At 70.5% G+C, this 18,004-nt stretch carries 16 protein-coding genes and 2 pseudogenes; 11 read left to right on the top strand and 7 right to left on the bottom strand.

Annotation, left to right across the window (positions count from 1 at the left end; all coding sequences use genetic code 11):
- Nucleotides 1–72: 72 nt before the first annotated feature.
- Nucleotides 73–1,050: a malate dehydrogenase gene (locus tag Mam01_RS06635; RefSeq protein ID WP_150935271.1), complete on the top strand. Its 978-nt coding sequence runs from the start codon at nucleotides 73–75 to the stop codon at nucleotides 1,048–1,050.
- Between the two features lie 179 nt (nucleotides 1,051–1,229).
- Here the strand turns inward: Mam01_RS06635 and Mam01_RS06630 are convergent.
- Nucleotides 1,230–2,438, bottom strand: a pseudogene (locus Mam01_RS06630) (RNA-guided endonuclease InsQ/TnpB family protein); the annotation flags it as partial.
- A 140-nt stretch (nucleotides 2,439–2,578) separates the two neighbouring features.
- Here Mam01_RS06630 and Mam01_RS06625 point away from each other — a divergent pair.
- Both Mam01_RS06625 and Mam01_RS36400 read left to right on the top strand, forming a co-directional pair.
- A complete protein-coding gene (locus tag Mam01_RS06625) occupies nucleotides 2,579–3,970 on the top strand; it encodes a dihydrolipoyl dehydrogenase family protein (protein ID WP_204284510.1) in 1,392 nt (463 codons plus the stop codon).
- A gap of 58 nt (nucleotides 3,971–4,028) precedes the next feature.
- Nucleotides 4,029–5,060, top strand: coding sequence for a hypothetical protein (locus Mam01_RS36400; protein ID WP_239101093.1), 1,032 nt, complete (start codon nucleotides 4,029–4,031; stop codon nucleotides 5,058–5,060).
- 90 nt (nucleotides 5,061–5,150) lie between these two features.
- Here the strand turns inward: Mam01_RS36400 and Mam01_RS37595 are convergent.
- The 5 genes and pseudogenes from Mam01_RS37595 to Mam01_RS06600 all read right to left on the bottom strand — a co-directional run.
- Nucleotides 5,151–5,543 (bottom strand): annotated as a pseudogene (locus Mam01_RS37595) (DUF998 domain-containing protein); the annotation flags it as partial.
- Between the two features lie 165 nt (nucleotides 5,544–5,708).
- Nucleotides 5,709–7,394, bottom strand: a complete 1,686-nt coding sequence (locus Mam01_RS06615) for an alpha-amylase family protein (protein ID WP_204284509.1) — start codon at nucleotides 7,392–7,394, stop codon at nucleotides 5,709–5,711.
- 125 nt (nucleotides 7,395–7,519) lie between these two features.
- Nucleotides 7,520–7,723: a cold-shock protein gene (locus Mam01_RS06610; protein WP_204284695.1), complete on the bottom strand. Its 204-nt coding sequence runs from the start codon at nucleotides 7,721–7,723 to the stop codon at nucleotides 7,520–7,522.
- Nucleotides 7,724–7,935: 212 nt separating this feature from the next.
- A complete protein-coding gene (locus Mam01_RS06605; RefSeq protein ID WP_239101090.1) occupies nucleotides 7,936–8,904 on the bottom strand; it encodes a phosphotransferase enzyme family protein in 969 nt (322 codons plus the stop codon).
- Between the two features lie 22 nt (nucleotides 8,905–8,926).
- Nucleotides 8,927–10,390 carry an NsdA family TPR-like regulatory protein gene (locus Mam01_RS06600; protein ID WP_204284508.1) on the bottom strand — a complete coding sequence of 488 codons (1,464 nt, stop codon included), beginning with the start codon at nucleotides 10,388–10,390 and terminating at the stop codon, nucleotides 8,927–8,929.
- 238 nt (nucleotides 10,391–10,628) lie between these two features.
- Between Mam01_RS06600 and Mam01_RS06595 the strand changes: the two genes are divergently transcribed.
- The 5 genes from Mam01_RS06595 (at nucleotide 10,629) to Mam01_RS06575 (ending at nucleotide 12,564) form a co-directional block, all read left to right on the top strand.
- On the top strand, nucleotides 10,629–10,916 hold the full coding sequence (locus Mam01_RS06595) for a hypothetical protein (RefSeq protein WP_150935276.1): 288 nt from the start codon (nucleotides 10,629–10,631) through the stop codon (nucleotides 10,914–10,916).
- A gap of 251 nt (nucleotides 10,917–11,167) precedes the next feature.
- Complete coding sequence (locus Mam01_RS06590; RefSeq protein ID WP_150935277.1) at nucleotides 11,168–11,371, top strand: helix-turn-helix domain-containing protein; 204 nt, start codon at nucleotides 11,168–11,170, stop codon at nucleotides 11,369–11,371.
- Nucleotides 11,372–11,378: 7 nt separating this feature from the next.
- Nucleotides 11,379–11,858: a Clp protease N-terminal domain-containing protein gene (locus Mam01_RS06585; protein ID WP_204284507.1), complete on the top strand. Its 480-nt coding sequence runs from the start codon at nucleotides 11,379–11,381 to the stop codon at nucleotides 11,856–11,858.
- Nucleotides 11,859–11,890: 32 nt separating this feature from the next.
- Entirely contained in the window at nucleotides 11,891–12,142 is a 252-nt protein-coding gene (locus Mam01_RS06580) for a type II toxin-antitoxin system Phd/YefM family antitoxin (protein ID WP_204284506.1), read from the top strand.
- A complete protein-coding gene (locus Mam01_RS06575; RefSeq protein WP_204284505.1) occupies nucleotides 12,142–12,564 on the top strand; it encodes a type II toxin-antitoxin system VapC family toxin in 423 nt (140 codons plus the stop codon). The genes Mam01_RS06580 and Mam01_RS06575 overlap by 1 nt, the downstream gene beginning before the upstream one ends.
- A 26-nt stretch (nucleotides 12,565–12,590) precedes the next feature.
- On the opposite strand, the gene Mam01_RS06570 is transcribed toward Mam01_RS06575, so the two are convergent.
- Entirely contained in the window at nucleotides 12,591–13,334 is a 744-nt protein-coding gene (locus tag Mam01_RS06570) for a DUF427 domain-containing protein (protein ID WP_204284504.1), read from the bottom strand.
- 137 nt (nucleotides 13,335–13,471) lie between these two features.
- Between Mam01_RS06570 and cysS the strand changes: the two genes are divergently transcribed.
- The 3 genes from cysS (at nucleotide 13,472) to Mam01_RS06555 (ending at nucleotide 17,997) form a co-directional block, all read left to right on the top strand.
- Complete coding sequence (gene cysS / locus Mam01_RS06565; RefSeq protein WP_204284503.1) at nucleotides 13,472–14,848, top strand: cysteine--tRNA ligase; 1,377 nt, start codon at nucleotides 13,472–13,474, stop codon at nucleotides 14,846–14,848.
- A gap of 195 nt (nucleotides 14,849–15,043) precedes the next feature.
- A complete protein-coding gene (locus tag Mam01_RS06560) occupies nucleotides 15,044–16,666 on the top strand; it encodes an amino acid adenylation domain-containing protein (RefSeq protein WP_204284502.1) in 1,623 nt (540 codons plus the stop codon).
- Complete coding sequence (locus Mam01_RS06555; protein ID WP_204284501.1) at nucleotides 16,663–17,997, top strand: FNR domain-containing protein; 1,335 nt, start codon at nucleotides 16,663–16,665, stop codon at nucleotides 17,995–17,997. The genes Mam01_RS06560 and Mam01_RS06555 overlap by 4 nt, the downstream gene beginning before the upstream one ends.
- Nucleotides 17,998–18,004: the final 7 nt, after the last annotated feature.

The raw sequence follows: 18,004 nt of genomic DNA, 5'->3' as shown, positions 1-18,004 counted from the left end.
GACCTGGTCACGAGGGGATGGGGTCCGGCGGGTAGCATCCGTGAGTCACACATATCGCGAATGGGGATCGTCATGACCGTCAAAGTGACCGTCACCGGCGCGGCCGGCCAGATCGGTTACGCGCTGCTGTTCCGCGTCGCCTCGGGTCAGCTTCTCGGGGCCGACACCCCGGTGAAGCTCAGCCTCCTGGAGATCCCGCAGGCCGTGAAGGCGGCCGAGGGCACGGCGATGGAGCTCGACGACTGCGCGTTCCCGCTGCTGCGCGGCATCGAGATCTCCGACGACCCGGCCAAGGCCTTCGACGGCGCCAACGTCGCGCTGCTCGTCGGCGCCCGGCCTCGGACGAAGGGCATGGAGCGCGGCGACCTGCTGGAGGCCAACGGCGGGATCTTCGGCCCGCAGGGCAGGGCCATCAACGACAACGCCGCCGACGACATCCGCGTGCTCGTCGTGGGCAACCCGGCCAACACCAACGCGCTGATCGCGCGGTCCGCCGCTCCCGACGTGCCGGCCGAGCGGTTCACCGCGATGACCCGCCTCGACCACAACCGCGCGCTGTCGCAGCTCGCCGGCAAGCTGAGCGTGCCGGTGACCGAGATCAGCAAGATGACGATCTGGGGCAACCACAGCGCGACGCAGTACCCGGACCTCTTCCACACCGAGGTCGGCGGCAAGGTCGCGGCCGAGCTCGTCGAGGAGGAGTGGCTGCGCGACACCTTCATCCCGACCGTCGCCAAGCGCGGCGCCGCGATCATCGAGGCGCGCGGCGCGTCCTCGGCCGCGTCCGCCGCCAACGCGGCGATCGACCACGTGCACGACTGGGTGAACGGCACGCCCGAGGGCGACTGGACCTCCGCCGCGGTGCCGTCCGACGGCTCGTACGGCGTGCCGGAGGGCCTCATCTCGTCCTTCCCCGTCGTGTCCAGGAACGGCCGCTGGGAGATCGTCCAGGGTCTGGAGATCGACGCGTTCTCCCGCGAGCGGATCGACGCCTCGGTCGGCGAGCTGGTGGAGGAGCGCGACGCCGTCAAGGCGCTCGGCCTCATCTAACAAACCGCGTGAGGAGGGGGCGGGCCGGTCACGGCCCGCCCCCTCCTCACGTTTTTCCCGGCATTACCGTGCATCGGGTGCGCTGTGGCCTTCCGCGGGCAGTGGACGGGCAGTGGACGGGCTTGACATCCTCCCCTCCCTCCCTGAAGGGAGGGGATTCCAACCTTCACAAGTTGGTCTTCCTGCTTCACTGCCGGTTGCCCGCTCGGAGGAGTCCGTTGAGGTCTTACACCAGCTCCACAGGCGTTTCACCTCTCCGCCAGCCCGGCGGCGAGGATGTTCCTGGCGGCGTTGACGTCCCGGTCGTGGACCGCGCCGCAGGCGCACTCCCACTCGCGGACGTGCAACGGCATCGCCTCTGCCAGGGTCCCGCAGACCGAGCACAGTTTCGAGCTGGGAAACCACCGGTCGATCACGACCAGTTCCCGCCCGTACCAGGCCGTCTTGTACGCCAGCATCGAGCGCAGCTCCCGCCAGGAGGCGTCGGAGATGGCGCGGGCGAGGGAGTGGTTCTTGACCATGGCGCGAACGGTCAGGTCCTCGATCACGACCGTTTGGGTCTCACGGACGAGCGAGGTGGTCAGCTTGTGCAGGAAGTCCCGGCGCCGGTCGCTGATGCGGGCGTGGGTGCGGGCGACTTTGAGCCGGGCCTTGGCCCGGTTCGCGCTGCCCGCCGCTTTGCGGGCCAGCGAGCGCTGGGCCTTGGCCAGGCGTCTGCGGTCGGCCCGCTCGTGCCGGGGGTTGGCGACCTTGCCGTCCTGGTCGGTCAGATCGGGGATGGGGCGGGACAGGGCCACCAGGCTGGTGATGCCCGCGTCCACACCGACCGCGTCCCCGCTGGGGGTGAGGGGGTGGATCGTCTCCTCGACCAGGAGGGACACGAACCACCGCCCGGCCGCGTCCTTGCTCACGGTCACGGTGGACGGCCGTGCCCCCTGCGGGAGTGGACGCGACCACACAATGTCCAGCGGGGGGTCCATCTTGGCCAGGGTGAGCCTGCCGTCCCGCCACCGGAACGCCGAGCGGGTGTACTCGGCCGACGCCCGCGACTTCTTCCGCGACTTGAACACCGGATAGCTGGCCCGCTTGGCGAAAAAGTTCGCGAACGCCGCCTGCAGGTGTCGCAGCGCCTGCTGCAACGGCACACAGGACACCCCATTGAGGAACGCCAGTTCCTCCTGGCGCTTCCACGCCGTCAGCGCGGCCGAGGACTCCGCGTAGGAGACGCGGCGGCCCTCCAAGGCGTAGGCGCGACTCCGCTCCTCCAGCGCCTTGTTGTAGACAAAGCGCACACACCCAAACGTCCGGACAAGCTCGCACGCCTGCTCGGGAGTCGGATAGAAGCGGTACCGGTAAGCCCGCTTCACCATCTGCGCCACGCCGCACATCATGCCACCCGGCCAGCCGAGAATCGCATCTTTGTTCGCATGGAACTCCAACTAACAGCGAAACGCCGACCCCTGCCCCGCTCCACAGGGAGCCCGATTCCTCCCCCGCCTGAAGGCGGGGGTTTCCATGGAGGATCTTGATGACTGGAGACGGCGCCTACGACGTTGTGGTGCTCGGCATGGGACCCGGCGGCGAGGGCGTCGCGGGACGGCTGGCGGAGGCCGGGCTCGGCGTGGCCGCCGTGGAGGCCGGTCTGATCGGGGGCGAGTGCGCCTACTGGGGCTGTGTCCCCTCGAAGATGATGGTGCGCGCGGCCGACCTGCTCGCCGAGGCCCGCCGCGTGCCCGGCGTGGCCGGGTCGGTCCGGGTGACCCCGGCGTGGGCCCCGGTGATCGACCGGATCACCGGTGAGGGCACCGACGACTGGAGCGACGCCGACAAGGCCGAGCACTTCGAGAGCGCCGGGGTCGAGGTCGTCCGCGGCCGCGGCCGGATCACCGGCCCGCGCGAGGTGACCGTGAACGGCCGCCGGCTGCGCGCCCGCCGGGGGATCGTCGTCGCCACCGGCACCACTCCCGCCGTTCCGCCGATCGACGGCCTGGAGGGCACGCCGTACTGGACCAACCGGGACGCCGTCGTGGCGCGGCGGGTGCCCGAGTCGCTGATCGTGCTCGGCGGCGGACCGGTCGGCTGCGAGCTCGCCCAGGTCTTCGCCCGGTTCGGCGCCCAGGTCACGATCGTGGAGGGCGCCGGCCGCCTGCTGCCCCGCGAGGAGCCGGAGGCGGGCGCGCTGCTGGCCCGCGTGTTCGCGGGGGAACGCGTCGAGACGCGCATCGGGGTCGCCGTCGAGCGGGTGCGGCACGACGACGACACCGGCTTCACACTGACGCTCGGCGACGGCCGGACCCTGCGCGCCGAGCACCTGCTGGTGGCCACCGGGCGCGACATCGATCTGGCGGCGATCGGCGCCGGGAACGCCGGCCTGGACGAGAAGGCCCGCTTCGTCGAGGTGGACGAGCGGATGCGGGCCGCCGACGGCGTCTGGGCGGTGGGCGACGTGACCGGCCGCGGAGCCTACACGCACGTCGCCGTCTACCAGGGCAGGATCGCCGCCCGCGACATCCTCGGCGAGGGCGGGCCCGCCGCCGACTACCGCGCGGTGCCGCGCGTCACGTTCACCGACCCGGAGGTGGGCGCGGTCGGCCTGACCGAGCGGGAGGCCCGGGAGGCCGGCGTCGAGGTGCGGGTGGGGTTCGCCGCCCTCGGCGACTCGGCCCGGGGCTGGATCCACGGCCCCGGGCACGAGGGCCTGGTCAAGCTGGTCGAGGACGCGCGGCGCGGAGTGCTCGTCGGCGCCACCAGCAGCGGGCCCGCGGGCGGCGAGGTCCTCGGCGCGCTCGTGGTGGCGGTGCAGAACGAGATCCCCACCGCGCGGCTGCGGCACATGATGTACGCGTATCCGACCTTCCACCGTGCCGTCGAGGACGCGCTGGAGACCCTCGACCACCGGCAGCCCGATATCAACACGTGACAGAACCGGCCGGGTCCCGGGCGGATCCAATGCATGACATCCCAGAGAGGAGATGATCATGCAGCACCCCACCCGGCCGATCACACGGGGACTGACCGGCCTCGCCCTGACCACGCTGACGATGCTGCCCGTGCTGACCGTTCCGGCACTGACCGTCCCGGCGGCCGCGCAGGCACGGACCTCCCACCACATGATCCGCTACGCGTCGGTGGACTCCTGCCCGCGCAGGGACGGCACCACGACGCCCTGCCACACCTGGCGGCTGGACCTGCTCGACGGCAGGCGGGTCGCGCTCAAGGACGCCATGCTGTGGCCGCTGACCGCCAAGGGCAGGCCCGACAGGACCAACAGCGCCCCGCTCACCGTGAGCGGCGACGGCGAGTCGGTGGCCTACTTCCGCAGGTCCGACCACCGGCTCGTCGTACGCGAGTTCCACGGGGATCGGAGCGCGGTCCGCGTGCTGCCGAGGAATCCGCTGCCGCGCGGCGTCGGCATGAACGCGTCCTGGCTGAAGCTCTCCCAGGGCGGCGACCGCCTGGCCCTCGGCTACACCACGAAGGACGGCCGCACCCGGGTGCGCCTGTTCGACGTGGCGCGGGCGAGCGCGACCGGCACCACCCCGGAGACGGACGCGTTCTCCGGCTTCAGCGGGGACGGCTCGGCCGTCCTCCTGCAGCGGGCCGGCGACGCGAACACCATCGGGCTGTCCGTCCACGACGACACGGGCGCCGAACTGGCCGCCGCCGTCCCGCCCCAGATCGTGGCCAACAACGGCCCGTGGGCGTTGTCCGCCGACGACCGCACGGTCGCCTTCGTCACCGGCCTCGGCAAGAAGGCGAGGCTGCGCTTCTACGACGTCGCGACCGACCAGCCGACGGGCTCGGTCGGCTTCTCGCTGCCGGAGGACGCCGCGCTCGACATGATCGACTGGACCGGCGGGCACGAGGTGACCCTGCATCTCGTCCGGGCGCGGGGATCCCGCGACGTGGTGACCGTCCTGCGGGTCGACACCGAGACGGGCCGGACCCGGGTGCGCGACTCCTACAAGGTCCGGTCCGGCGCCTTCGCGTACCTGAGCTGCGGCGGCTGACACCGCGGATGACACCGCGGAGGCGGCCGAGGCCGCCATCACCAGCAGCGCCGCGACCTCGGAGACGACGGTCAGGCGCTGCGTGAGACCGGCGGGCACCATGCCGGGGTCGAGGCCGAGCGCGCGGAGGGCGTACGGCACGAGCACCAGGACGAGCGACCCGAGCGCGGCCGAGCACAGCAGCCGGACCGGCCGCGAGCGGGTGGCCCTGGCGACGAGCAGCCCGGCCAGCGGAAGACTGACGAACGCGGCGAACGCCGCGTAGCGGTGGATGCCCCCGGACACCGACAGCGACAGCCCGGGCCGGTCGGTCGGGAACCCGGCGACCAGCAGCAGGCAGCCGCTCCACACGCCGACCAGCAGGGCCGCGCGCCGGTCCAGCCGCGCCAGCCGTACGGCGAGCACGGCGGAGCCGGCCGCGAGCAGCGTCAGCGAGACGGGCAGCAGCACGCCGTGCGGCGCGAACGCGTACTCACTGATCATGTCCGTCAGCGGGTCGAGCCCGGCCGTCAGATGAAGCACGAACATCACGGCGGAGCCGGCGGCGACCAGCGCGTATCCCAAGACCATCCCCATGGCTCCCCACTGTGGCCATGGGGATGGCGACGGCCCATCGGAGATCCACCGGAGCCGCCCCTGAGGCGTCCCCTAGGAAGGGTCTGCGGAGTCGGCGGGGGCGGTCTCGGGGGTGGAGGCCCGGAACCAGCGGCAGCCGTACCGGCCCATCGGGAAGCTGACCCGGCCCGAGTCGCCGATCTCGATCCGGCCGTCCACGAGCAGATCGGTCAGCACCTTCGACGAGTCGAGCCCCTCCAGCGTGAGCTCCACCTCGGCCTCGGCGTCGCCGAGGTTGTGCACGGCGACGACCGTCTCGCCGTCGCAGTCCGCGCGGTGCGCGAACACCGCGTCCACGCCCGTGTCGAGCACGGTGTACTTCCCCCAGGCGAACTCCGGGCAGTCGCGGTAGTGCCGGATCAGGCGGGTGATCCACGCCAGGAGCGAGTCGGGGTCGCGTTCCTGCGCGCTGACGTTCACCTTCTCGGGGCCGAAGTCGCCCTTCGTGATGGGCAGGCCGACCTTCGCGGGGTCGGCCTCGCTGAAGCCGCCGTTGCGGTGGGGGGTCCACTGCATGGGCGTCCGTACGGCGAGACGGCCCTCCAACTCAAGGTTCTCCCCCATGCCGATCTCCTCGCCGTAGAAGAGCACGGGGGTGCCCGGCAGGGAGAACAGCAGGCTGTAGACCATCTTGATCCGCTCCAGGTCGCCGCCGAGCATCGTCGGCAGGCGGCGCCGCAGACCACGCCCGAACACCTGCATGTCCTTGTCCGGGCCGAACGCCTCGAAGATCTCCTCGCGCTCGGAGTCGCTGAGCTTGTCGAGCGTGAGCTCGTCGTGGTTGCGCATGAACGTCGCCCACTGGCTGTCCCTGGGCGGGTTGGGCCGCTCCCGCAGCGCGGCGGCGAGCGGCCGGGCGTCCTTGCGCGCGAGCGACAGGTACGTCCGCTGCATGCTGATGAAGTCGAAGCACATGGTGAGCTCGTCGCCGAGGTCGTTGCCGAAGTACTTCACCAGGTCCGGGTACGGCAGGTTGACCTCGCCGAGCAGGATCGCGCTGCCGTCGCGGCGGCTGAGGAACGCCCGCAGGCAGGCGAAGAACTCGTGCGGGTCGGGCAGGTCGTCACCGCTGTCGGTGACCTGCTCGATGAGGAACGGCACGGCGTCCACCCGGAACCCCGACAGGCCGAGCTCCATCCAGAAACCGAGGATGCGGGAGATCTCGTCCTGCACCTCGGGGTTGGCGGTGTTGAGGTCGGGCTGGAACCGGTAGAACCGGTGGTAGTAATACTGCTCGGTCTTCTCGTCGTACTCCCAGAGACTGTCCTCCTTGTCGGGGAACACCACGCCCTCGGGGTCGTCCGGCTCCGGCTTGTCCGACCAGATGTACCAGTCGCGGTAGCGGGAGTTCCGGCTCGAACGCGCCTCCTTGAACCAGGGATGCTGGTCGGAGGTGTGGTTGACCACGAGGTCGGCGATGACCCTGATGCCGCGGTCCCTGGCCACCCGCATGAACTCGACGAAGTCGCCGAGCGTCCCCAGGCGCGGGTCGACGCTGTAGAAGTCGGTGATGTCGTACCCGTCGTCCTTGTCAGGCGTCGGGAAGAACGGCATCAGCCAGATGCACGTGACACCCATCCTGTCGAGGTGGTCGATGCGCTGGATCGCGCCCCGGAAGTCGCCGATCCCGTCGCCGTTGCCGTCGGCGAAGGTCTCGATGTCGAGGCAGTACACGACCGCGTTCTTCCACCAGAGGTCGGAGGTCATGCTGAGTCTCATGACCGTTCCCGCTTCCCGGCAAAGGAACGGCAAAACATCGGGCCCGCGCCGCCGGAACGGCGCGGGCCGACGCGGTACCGCGCGTGCGGCCGATCACGGCCGCACCGTCACCGAGAGTCACAGAATTACAGCGGCGTGACCTGTTCGGCCTGCGGTCCCTTGGTGCCCTGAACGGTCACGTAACTGACCCGCTGATTCTGGTCCAGCGTACGGTAACCGTTCGACGTTATCGCCGAATAATGAACGAACACGTCAGGGGTGCCGTCGTCCGGGGCGATGAAACCGAAGCCCTTTTCGGAGTTGAACCACTTGACAGTGCCTTCAGACAACTGCTTCTCCTTCTTGGAAGCCGCACCATGTTCCCAGGTCGGGAGCATGAGGCTGCGTAGCGGAATCGTCGCCCATCCGCGTGGGACGCTGGAATGGCACGCACGCCCGCCGCCGGGAGCAACCCGGGTGCGCTTTTCACAGACCACGTTTTTGGAAATCGTCCACTGCGACACTCACAGCCTGTACGGACAGTACCCGCGATTACCCGAGGCTATGCCGGTGCCGCCATGTACCAGCGGGCGTGGCCGTCACCGCGCGTGAGCGAGTCGAGCCGGCGGGGCAGTTCCTGCCGGGAGAACGGGTCTCCGGCGGCGTTGCGGATGTGGATGCCCACGGCGTACATGTCCCGCACCTCCATGAGCGTGCCGTAGCCCGGCCACTGCCGCAGGTCGGAGCCGTACGCGTGGGCGAAGCCGTCCACGTCGTCCGTCGACAGCCCGAACCGGCGCTGCCCGTGATAGGTGTGCACCAGATCCCACTCGCGCGGCCCGACGGCCACGCCGTCCCAGTCGCACAGCACCACGTGCCCGTCCTGGCAGCGCAGCAGGTTGTCGATCCAGGCGTCTCCGTGCAGCAGCACCGGCGCGCCGGTGTCCAGGTCGCGCCAGCGCCCGGTGAGCTCCTCGATGCGGTCGCTCAGCCAGGACCGCTGCCCGGGGGTGAGCACCTCGGCCCGCTGCTCCACCGCGTGCCGCACCTCGGCGAGCGGGTCGGTGAGCGTCCGCAGCCCCATCTGCGGCACCGGCTCGCGGTGGAGGCTGCGCAGCACCCGGCCGAGTTGCCGGGTCGTCGGACGGCCCCGGGAGGGGACGTACCGCCAGAAGGTCACCGCCCGCCCCTCGTGGACGATGGGCTGGCCGGGGATCTCGTCGACCGGCCGCACGGTCGGGAAGCCCCGGTCGGCGAGCCAGCGGGCGACCGCCAGGACCACCGGCAGGCGGGTCAGCGCGTCCGGCGCCGTCGCGATCCGCACCACCATCTCGCCGCTCGCCCTGTCACCGCCTGCCCTGTCACCGCCTGCCCTGTCCCAGCCCGGCGCGGTCGCGCGCAGCTTGAAGACGGCGTTGCTGCGCAGCCGCATGAGCTGCGCGCCACGCGCGTCGACCCCGATCCGCGCGCAGACCTCGCGCAGGACCTCGAACGCCTCCTCGGCCAGCGACGGGCGTTCCATGATCCTCATGCCGGAGGTCCTCACGACGGCGTCAGGCGTTCTCTGCGGACGGGAAGAGCCCGCTCAGCACGAGCGCGGGCGACGACTCGGCCAGCACCTGCCGCAGGCGCCGTACGGCGGGCAGGGAGGGGTCGGCGTCCGCGAGCAGGGCCCTGGCGCGGGTGACCACGATCGAGGTGCGATGCTCGGCCGGCACCTGCCGCAACGCCTCGGCCGCGAGCCGGCACGCCTCCTCGTGGTCGCCGCTCCGCGCGAGGTGGCTCGCCTGGTCGAGCAGGATCAGCGCCGGGTCGATCGTCTGGAACCCCGGCGGGAACGTGTCCATCCCCTGGATCTTCTGCGCGTCCCCCAGCTCGATCAGGGTGCCGGTGCGGTAGAACGTCATCCGCTTCTCGGTGAAGACGAAGGCCAGGTCGTCCTGGCTCATGCCGCGCATCCGGGCGAAGATCTGCTCGGCCTCGGCGAGCGCGATCCTGGCCGCCTTGCCGTCTCCCATCCTGGCCAGCGCGCGGGCCTCGGCCGCCGCCGCGAGCGCCGCCGGGGAGCTCGGCGCCGAGCCGGCCAGCATCCGCGCCTCGCGGGCGAGCCGGACGGTCTCGTTCAGGTCGCCGTAGTAGTACAGGAGCATCGTCTGCTGGGCGCGGACGAGCGCGCGCAGCCGCAGGTCGCCCACGTCGTCGGAGGCGGCCCGGGCGGTGCCGTACCACGTGTGGGCCTGGCGCGTGTCGCCCAGCTTCATCAGCGCGTCGGCGGCGAGCAGCGTGAGCATCGTGGTCGCGGTGAGCAGGCGGCGCTGCACCGAGGACGGCTGACGGGCGGCGCTGAGCCGGCGCACGTCGGAGATCTCCAGCATGACCCGGCAGAGCATCGGCATCGGCGGGGTCGTCATGTACTCACGGCGGTAGCGCAGGACCTGCTCGTCCAGCCGGTCGAGCTGGTCCTCGTTCACCGTGCCCATGGCGAGGGTGCGGTCGAGCTCGTGGCGGATGCCCTCGACCTCGGCGAAGAACCGGCCGTTCGGCGTGCCCAGCAGCATCGCCTGGTGGAACAGCGCCCGGCGCTCGGCGTCGTCGGCGGTCAGGTCCTCCGTGCGGGCCTGCTCGCCGGTCTGGCCCGGCCCCACCACGACGATCCGCTGCCCGCCCGTGTCCTCGCAGTAGTCGGCGGCGAGACCGAGCCGTACGGCGTTGGCACGATACAAGCGGGCCAGCAGGTCGATCGTCTGCGGGCGGGGGCGGGCGCGGTTGTTCTCCCAGGCGTTCAGCAGGTCGATGCTCGCGTGCGGGTGCCCGAGGTCCTGCTGGTCACACAGGTGCTCCAGCTCCTCGATGGCCTGCCGGGCCGACCAGCCGCGCCCGAGCCGGTGGGCCTTCAGCAGGCTGACGCCGCAGCACCCGTGGATCGCCTGGACGGTCTGCCACAGCGTCCACTGCCGAATCTGCGCCTGTTCGCGCCAGCGTCGTGCGCAAGCGGGTGAGTGCTCTCCGCGGGCCATGGACACGCCCTCCGTTTGTGCAGAGTCCCCGTTTACGGTTGTTTCCCCAACGTAAAGGAGCAGGCACCCAACCCCCCGCGACTGTTATGCGTTCGTGGCCGGGAACCCGCGTCTGTTCCACGGAATCGGGGTGAGTTCCCTGGTTATTGCACGGTTTCGCGGGATCCGGACGATTGCCGGTGTGTCGTAGCGGGTTCACCCTTTCCGGTGATAGGTCCAACGTTCCCCGGAGGCGACGATGACGACGGTAGACCGTAGTGCGGCGATGGACCACCTGGAGCGGCTCGCGGCGCAACTGGAGGCCCACTCGTTCCAGGTACGCATGACTGCGCCCGCGGGCCTCTACCCGCGTCTGCGTGTCATCAACCCCATGGAGCCCACGATGGCCGAGGACGTGCTGGCGTCCAACGCCAGCGACGGCGAGTGGTGGTACTGGTTGTCCTGGGCGGGCCGCATCGGCCACGCCTCGGACGTCGTCACCGCCGCCGAACGCATCGCCAGCGTCCTGCACGTCATCCGCCGCTGACCGGACGCTTCGAACGCCGGCCGGACGGCGCCGCGGGGACGAACCAGTGGGACGGCGCGCCGGCCGGGCCGGCCCCCGGCGCAGCGGTCCCCCGCCCGCCCGACGGTCCCGTCCGGCCGGACCAGCCACTCCTCGCCCGTCCGCATGACGGGGAGCCTCCGTCCGCCTCCGCCGTGAGCTCGCGGCACCACGCCGAGCGCTCTGTCAGTCTGGGTTGACACAGCAGTCGTTGTCAGCCCAGACTGACAGGCATGGATCCCGAAGTTCTCTCGCAGCGGGTCGCCGACGCCGACCCGGCCGTGGCCCTGCGCGCCGTCACCGCCCTGCGCAGGCTGGCCGAGCAGGTCGAGGCGGCGTCCGTCGCACGGGCCCGCGAACAGGGCTGGACATGGGAGCAGATCGGGGACGCCCTCGGGATGTCCCGGCAGTCGGTGCACGCGAAGTACGGGAAGTGAGGATGCGATGCTCGGACGATTCACGAAGAAGAGCCCGTTCGCCCGGGTGGTGACCGCCGCCCTGGAGGAGGCCAGGCGGCGGGGAGACCGGCGCGTCGGCACCGAGCACCTGCTGCTCGGCCTGCTCGCCGAGCCCGCGGCCGAGCCCGCGGCCGAGCCCGCCCGCGCCCTCGGCGCGGGCCTCGACGACGCCCGCGCCGCCCTCGACGGCATGGACCGCGAGGCACTGGAGGCCATCGGCGTCCGCGTCGCGAACCTCCCGCCGTCGGCGAGCCCTCGCCGCCATCCGGCCCTGTCCGTGGGCACGCTCACCACCGGGGCCCGCGCCACTGTCCACCGGGCCGTCGACTCCAGTCCGACCGGGAGCCGCGACCTGGCGCCCCGTTACCTGCTGACCGCCCTGCTCGAACTCGAACGCCCCGACCCGGCCGCCGAACTGATCGAACGCCTCCACATCGACCGCGCCGCCGTCCGCCGGCTCCTATAATTCGGTCTGGACAGACTAGACAGGAGCACGCCATGACCGCCTGGCAAGTGCAGGAGGCGAAACAACGATTCAGCGAAGTGGTGCGCCGCGCGCTGGACGAGGGCCCCCAGGTGGTCACCCGGCACGGTGAGGAGGTCGCGGTGGTCATCGACATCGCCGAATATCGCCGCCTGCATGGGGACGCTCCCGACTTCGCCCGCTTCCTCCTCGCGGATCCCGACTGGAACGACGACACCGAGTTCCCTCGCAACAAGGACCTGCCGCGAGAGGTGGATCTCGGCTGATGGCAGCCGGCTATCTGCTGGACACCAGCGTGGTGTCAGAGGTGCGCAAGCGCAACGGGAGCGTCGCCGTAAGAGACTGGATCGGTGCCGCACACGGTCCCACGCTGTATCTGAGCAGCCTCACCATCGGCGAGATTCGCTGCGGGGTCGAACTCCGCAGGCGCAACGACCCTGCCCAGGCGGCGGTGCTCGAACGCTGGTTGCACGCCCTGCTCCGTCAGTTCGGTGACCGGATCGTCCCGATCACTCCTGAGGTGGCCGAGGAGTGGGGACGGCTCAACGCCGTACGGACACTGCCGACCGCGGACGGCCTGATCGCGGCCACGGCGAGAGTGAACGGCTGGACCCTGGTCAGCCGGAACGTCAAGGATTTCGAGGGCACCGGAGTTTCCGTGCTCGATCCGTTCGGCCTTCACAGCTGACCGGCGGGGTCAGGCGAACCCGGTCTCTAGGCGAACTTGGTCTTCGGGCGGGGCTGGAGGACGCCGTCGATGTAGACGTCCACCTTCTCGTCGTAGAAGGCGACCAGGCCGGCGATCTTCTGTGACTCCGGGAGCGGAGTGGGATACGACCAGACGAGGTCCCTGCCCGGCTCGTCCTCGCCGACCGACCAGTACTCCGCCCGTCCCTTGTACGGGCAGCGCGTCACGGTCTCCGACGGGCGGAGCAGGTCCAGCCGCACGTCTGTCTTGGGCAGGTAGTAGCGCGGGGGCAGGCCGGTCTCGAACAGGACGCGCGGACTGCGCGAGTCGGCGACGGTGACGCCGCCCACCTCGACGCGGACGTGGCGCGAGCTGGCCAGGACGTCCACGCGGGTGTAGGGGTCGCGTGCGTGCACGAAGACCTCTTCGTCCTCCTCGAACCAGTTGTCCATCGCGTCCCAGTCGAAGCGGACGTGCCCGCGGATCTCCTCCAGCGGCGCGTCGTCGCCGTAAACCAGGGCGGCGCCCGGCCTGCCCGCCACGTCGTGGACCGGCGCGTCGCCCCGGCTCGGCGAGTGCCGCGTCTCGCCGGTGGCCTTGAGCGCGTCCATGCGGACGTCCTCCGCCGGGAAGTAGTACGTCGGGTAGTAGGGACCCTCCCAGACCAGCAGGGCGCGGGTGGTGTCGGCCACCGGCAGTCCCTCGACATAGACGCGCACGCGCTTGGCCGTCGGCTCCACCCGGACACGGCCCCGTTTCGTCGGCTCCATGGCAGCGGCAACGAGCGGGCGAGACGTCCTTATTCCCCCGCCCGCACACATCCTCACAATCGACATTTCCCGGTGTGCGAACCCCGGTCGGCCCGCACTATCGACAGCGAGCGGATTAGTCGCTTACCCTCGGCTAGGTGGGTCTTCGCCTTTACGATACGCATCGCCGCGCCGTCCGCGATTTCGTCCCCCGAATTCCCGGAAAGGTGTCGATTTATCTCTGCGGTCCCACCGTCGTCGTTCCGCCGCACGTGGGACAACTCAGGTCGCAGGTGAACTTCGATATTCTGCACCGCTGGCTGAAAAGCAGCGGATATGAGGTCCTGCTCTGCCGGAACGTCACCGACATCGAGGACAAGATAATCGGCAGGTCACTTTCCGAGGGAATTCCGTGGTGGCGGGTCACCGATCCCGTGCACCGCGCCTTCGTACGCGCCTACGCCGCCCTGGGCTGCCTTCCGCCCAGCGTGGAGCCTCGGGCGACCGGGCACATCCCCGAGATGATCGAGATGATCGAGGAACTCGTGGCGGCCGGGCACGCCTACGAGGCAGACGGCAACGTCTATTTCTCGGTCGACTCCTATCCGCACTACGGGTCCCTTTCCCGGCAGCAGGCCCGGCATCTGCGGGGGGCCGAGGAAAACGAACGCGGAAAACGCGACCCGCGCGATTTCGCGTTGTGGAAGAGCGCCAAGCCCGGCGAGCCGGTGTGGCACTCGCCCTGGGGCGAGGGGCGTCCGGGGTGGCACCTGGAATGCTCCGCGATGGCCCGCCGGTATCTCGGCACGGAATTCGACATCCACGGCGGCGGGGTCAACCTGATATTTCCGCACCACGAGAACGAAATGGCCCAGTCACGCGCCGCCGGGGACGCGTTCGCGCGATTCTGGCTGCACAACGGCCCGGTCACCCAGGGCGGCGAGAAAGTGCGTAAACACCTGCGCAACCCGCTGGCCCTCCCGGCCCTGCTCGACCGCGTACGGCCGGCCGAACTCCGCTATTACCTGGCGGCCGCCCATTACCGGTCTCCGGTCGAATTCAGCCTCGACGCCCTGGACGAGGCGGCCGCGGCCTACCGGCGCGTCGAGAGGTTCGTGGTGCGGGCGGGTTCCGACGCCGCTCCCCCGTCCGGCCCCCTTCCCGCCCCCCTTCCCGCGCAGTTCAGCGCGGCGATGGACAGCGACCTGAACGTGCCGCAGGCCCTGGCGGCCGTCCACGCGGCGGTGGCGGACGGCAACGCCGCCCTGGCCGCCGGGGACCGCGAGAGGGCGGCGCGGGAATGCCGCTCGGCCCGGGCCATGCTGAATGTCCTCGGTCTCGACCCGCTCAGCGCGAACTGGCATCGGGAAACGCATCTGCAGGAAGTCGCGGGAGCCGTGCTGCGGGTGGTTCGCAATCTCGCCTCCGCCAGCGCCCGGCAGGGTGATCACGATCGCGCGCGGGCCATGGAACAGCACATCGAGACGACGCTCGCTAATCGCTCCCAAATCGAGCACCCCGTGCTTATCAGATAGATCATTCATGCCGGGCGGTCCGCCGTACCCTGTCTCCTCCGCGTCTCCTCCGCGGACCGGGCCGGCGCGGGCCGGTCGGAGTCCGCACCCTCAGGCCTCTGCGACGGACGAGTTCCCGTAAGCAAATCGAAAGTGTTTGAAGATCAATCCTCTGGTCTCATGGCGATCTCTGTTTCCCGATGTGAAGGCTGGGATATGAGTGATCCGAGTCGCCGACCAGAAGGTCGCCAACCAGAAGACCGGGCCACAGCTCACCCGCAGGCCGGCGAGCGACCCTGGTCCACGCCGCTGCTGAACCTGCTGTCAGCTGAGGACCGCCGTCTCTTCCAGCGATTCGGGCAGGGCCCGAGCCGGGCGGTCCCCCATTCGCACATCCATCACGCGTTCGAGCGATGGGCCGCGGCGACCCCGCACGTGGTCGCCGCGACCCACCTCGGCGAGACCATCACCTACGGCGAGCTCGACCGCCAGGCCAACCGGCTGGCGGAGCTGCTGGCCCGGCACGGCGTCCTCCCGGGGGACAACGTCGGGCTCTTCGCCCGGCGCGGGATCCCCATGGTCGCCGGGCTGCTGGCCGCGCTCAAGGCAGGCGCGGCGTACGTGCCGCAGGACGTGGGCATCGCCCCCGTAGCCCACCTGCGCCAGGTCATCGCGACGGCGGACACGCGCGTGATCCTCACGCTGTCGGACGTCGCGGCCACCATCCCGGCGACGGACGGGCAGGTGTGCATCCCGGTCGACACCGTCATGGACCAGCCCCTCGGAGACGGCCACGACGCGTTCCACGCCGAGGGCATCGATCCGGACGGCGGTTGCTACGTGCTGTTCACCTCGGGCACCACGGGCACGCCCAACGGGGTCGTGGTCACCCACCGCAACGTCTGCAACCTCCTGCTCACCGAGCCCGGCGACCTCGGCATGCGCCCGGGCCTGCTCGTCGGGCAGATCCTCAACATCGGGTTCGACATGGCGGCCTGGGAGATCCTCGGCGCCCTCAGCCACGGCGCCACGCTCGTCATCCGCGGCAAGGACATCGCGGAGACCGTGGAGAGCGTCGACGTGGTGATCGCCACCCCCACCATCCTGGCCTCGGTGGACCCCGGGCGCTGCCGCCGGGTGGAGGTCGTGGCCGTGGCAGGGGAGCCCTGCCCGCGCGCGCTCGCCGACCGGTGGGCCGGCGTCGGCGCCTTCTACAACGCGTGCGGCCCAACCGAGACGACCATCGTCAACACGATGCAGCGCCACGACCCGGCAGCGATCCGGCTCACCATCGGCCGGCCCACCCCCAACAACACGGTGTACGTACTCGACGAGAACCGCCACCCGTGCGCGATCGGCGAGGCCGGCGAGATGTGGGCAGGGGGCGGGTGCGTTTCGGCCGGATATCTGCGGAATCCCGAGCTGACCCGCGAACGCTACGCGCCCGACCCGTTCCTCGGCGGAGGCCGGATGATGTTCAGGACTCGGGATCTGGGGCGTTGGACACCCGACGGGGAACTGGAACATCTAGGACGAACCGACGATCAGGTCAAGATCCGAGGTTTCCGGGTCGAGCTGGATTCGGTCTCGGCCGTGCTGGAGTCCCTGCCGGGATGCAGCCGCGCGGCGACGCTCAAGCTTGACGACAGGACACTGGTGTCGTTCGTCGCCCCAGCCCATCTGGATCAGGCAGCGGCCAGGAAGGCGGTGGCCGACGCGCTTCCCTACTACTGCGTTCCGGCCGCTGTCCATCCGATGGTCGCGCTGCCGATGACCAGCCGTGGCAAGGTCGACAAGGATGCCCTGCTCAGGCTGGCCCTGGCGGAGGTGGCGTCATGACGATCGACGCCGCGCGTCGAGCGCATGAGATCGAACTGCCCGAGCTGATCTCACCGCCACGGCGCCTCCTCAAACATCCGCGCCTCATGCACCACAACCGGCTGGCGGCCCTCGTGCTCGTGGCGAACCTGGCCGTGCTCGCGCATGGCCTGGGTCGGGGAGGCTGGTGGACGAGCGGCGGCGTCGATCTGCGCGCCCTCTCGTACGCCACGCTGGGCAACTTCGCACTGGGCATCGTCATCCGCCAGCAGTACGTCATCAACCTGCTGTTCAGGCTCGCCACGCTGGCGCCCACCACCTGGCCGTTACGGGTCCGGTGGACGCTGGCCAAGGTCTACCACTTCGGCGGACTGCACGTCGGCGGCGTCCTGGCCGGGACGCTCTGGTTCCTCGCCCTGGTCGGCGGGCTCACTTACCACGCCGTGAACGGCCTGGGCGGCGGCGCGTCGGCCGGGACCGTCGCGGTCTCGTACGCGCTGGTGGCGCTGCTGACGGGCATGGTGGTCACGGCGTCACCACCGCTGCGATCCAGATTCCACGACCTCTTCGAGCGCGTGCACCGCTTCGGCGGCTGGACCGCGCTCGCGCTCTTCTGGGTTCAGGCGGTGCTCTTCGCAGTGGCGACGGGGGAGGACCTGGCCACGGCGCCGAGCGTCTGGATCCTGACCGTGATCACGTTCAGCATCGCACTGCCGTGGCTGCGGCTGCGCCGGGTGCCGGTGGTCGTCGAACGACCCTCCTCGCACGTGGCGCTGGTCCACTTCGACCACGGCGTCACCCCGTTCGCGGGCTCGTCCACCGCGGTCAGCCGCAGCCCGCTGCTGGAGTGGCATTCCTTCGCCAACGTCCCGGCCCCCGGCCGGCCGGGGTTCAGACTCACGATCTCCCGTGCCGGTGACTGGACCGGGTCCTTCATCGACGACCTGCCGTCGCACGTATGGGTCAAGGGCATCACCACCGCGGGCGTGGCCAATGTCGAGAGCCTGTTCACCAAGGTGGTGTACGTCGCGACCGGCAGCGGGATCGGGCCCTGCCTGCCCCACCTCCTTGCGGCCGCGGTCCCCTCGCGGCTGGTGTGGTCGGCGCGCCGGCACCGGGACACCTACGGCGACACGCTCGTCGACGAGATCCTTGCCGTCCAGCCCGACGCGGTCCTGTGGGACACCGCCGAGCACGGCAAGCCCGACATGGTCCGGCTGGCCTACGAAGCGTATGCCGGCTTCGGCGCCGAGGCCGTCATCTGCATCTCGAACAAGCAGCTCACGTGGCAGGTCGTGCACGGCTTGGAGCGCCGTGGGATCCCCGCCTACGGCGCGATCTGGGACTCCTGAGAGGGCG

The sequence above is a fragment of the Microbispora amethystogenes genome (assembly GCF_016863015.1).
Taxonomy (GTDB): Bacteria; Actinomycetota; Actinomycetes; order Streptosporangiales; family Streptosporangiaceae; genus Microbispora; species Microbispora amethystogenes.
The sequence above is the reverse complement of the archived record's forward strand: the minus strand, read 5'-3'. Positions and strand labels throughout refer to the sequence as shown.

What these genes read in the sequence shown, in the direction of transcription:
- Mam01_RS06635 (WP_150935271.1), top strand. Translation starts at nt 73, where the DNA reads ATGACCGTCAAAGTGACCGTCACCGGCGCGGCCGGCCAGATCGGTTAC.
- Mam01_RS06625 (WP_204284510.1), top strand. Translation starts at nt 2,579, where the DNA reads ATGACTGGAGACGGCGCCTACGACGTTGTGGTGCTCGGCATGGGACCC.
- Mam01_RS36400 (WP_239101093.1), top strand. Translation starts at nt 4,029, where the DNA reads ATGCAGCACCCCACCCGGCCGATCACACGGGGACTGACCGGCCTCGCC.
- Mam01_RS06615 (WP_204284509.1), bottom strand. Translation starts at nt 7,394, where the DNA reads ATGAGACTCAGCATGACCTCCGACCTCTGGTGGAAGAACGCGGTCGTG.
- Mam01_RS06605 (WP_239101090.1), bottom strand. Translation starts at nt 8,904, where the DNA reads ATGAGGATCATGGAACGCCCGTCGCTGGCCGAGGAGGCGTTCGAGGTC.
- Mam01_RS06600 (WP_204284508.1), bottom strand. Translation starts at nt 10,390, where the DNA reads ATGGCCCGCGGAGAGCACTCACCCGCTTGCGCACGACGCTGGCGCGAA.
- Mam01_RS06595 (WP_150935276.1), top strand. Translation starts at nt 10,629, where the DNA reads ATGACGACGGTAGACCGTAGTGCGGCGATGGACCACCTGGAGCGGCTC.
- Mam01_RS06590 (WP_150935277.1), top strand. Translation starts at nt 11,168, where the DNA reads ATGGATCCCGAAGTTCTCTCGCAGCGGGTCGCCGACGCCGACCCGGCC.
- Mam01_RS06585 (WP_204284507.1), top strand. Translation starts at nt 11,379, where the DNA reads ATGCTCGGACGATTCACGAAGAAGAGCCCGTTCGCCCGGGTGGTGACC.
- Mam01_RS06580 (WP_204284506.1), top strand. Translation starts at nt 11,891, where the DNA reads ATGACCGCCTGGCAAGTGCAGGAGGCGAAACAACGATTCAGCGAAGTG.
- Mam01_RS06575 (WP_204284505.1), top strand. Translation starts at nt 12,142, where the DNA reads ATGGCAGCCGGCTATCTGCTGGACACCAGCGTGGTGTCAGAGGTGCGC.
- Mam01_RS06570 (WP_204284504.1), bottom strand. Translation starts at nt 13,334, where the DNA reads ATGGAGCCGACGAAACGGGGCCGTGTCCGGGTGGAGCCGACGGCCAAG.
- Mam01_RS06560 (WP_204284502.1), top strand. Translation starts at nt 15,044, where the DNA reads ATGAGTGATCCGAGTCGCCGACCAGAAGGTCGCCAACCAGAAGACCGG.
- Mam01_RS06555 (WP_204284501.1), top strand. Translation starts at nt 16,663, where the DNA reads ATGACGATCGACGCCGCGCGTCGAGCGCATGAGATCGAACTGCCCGAG.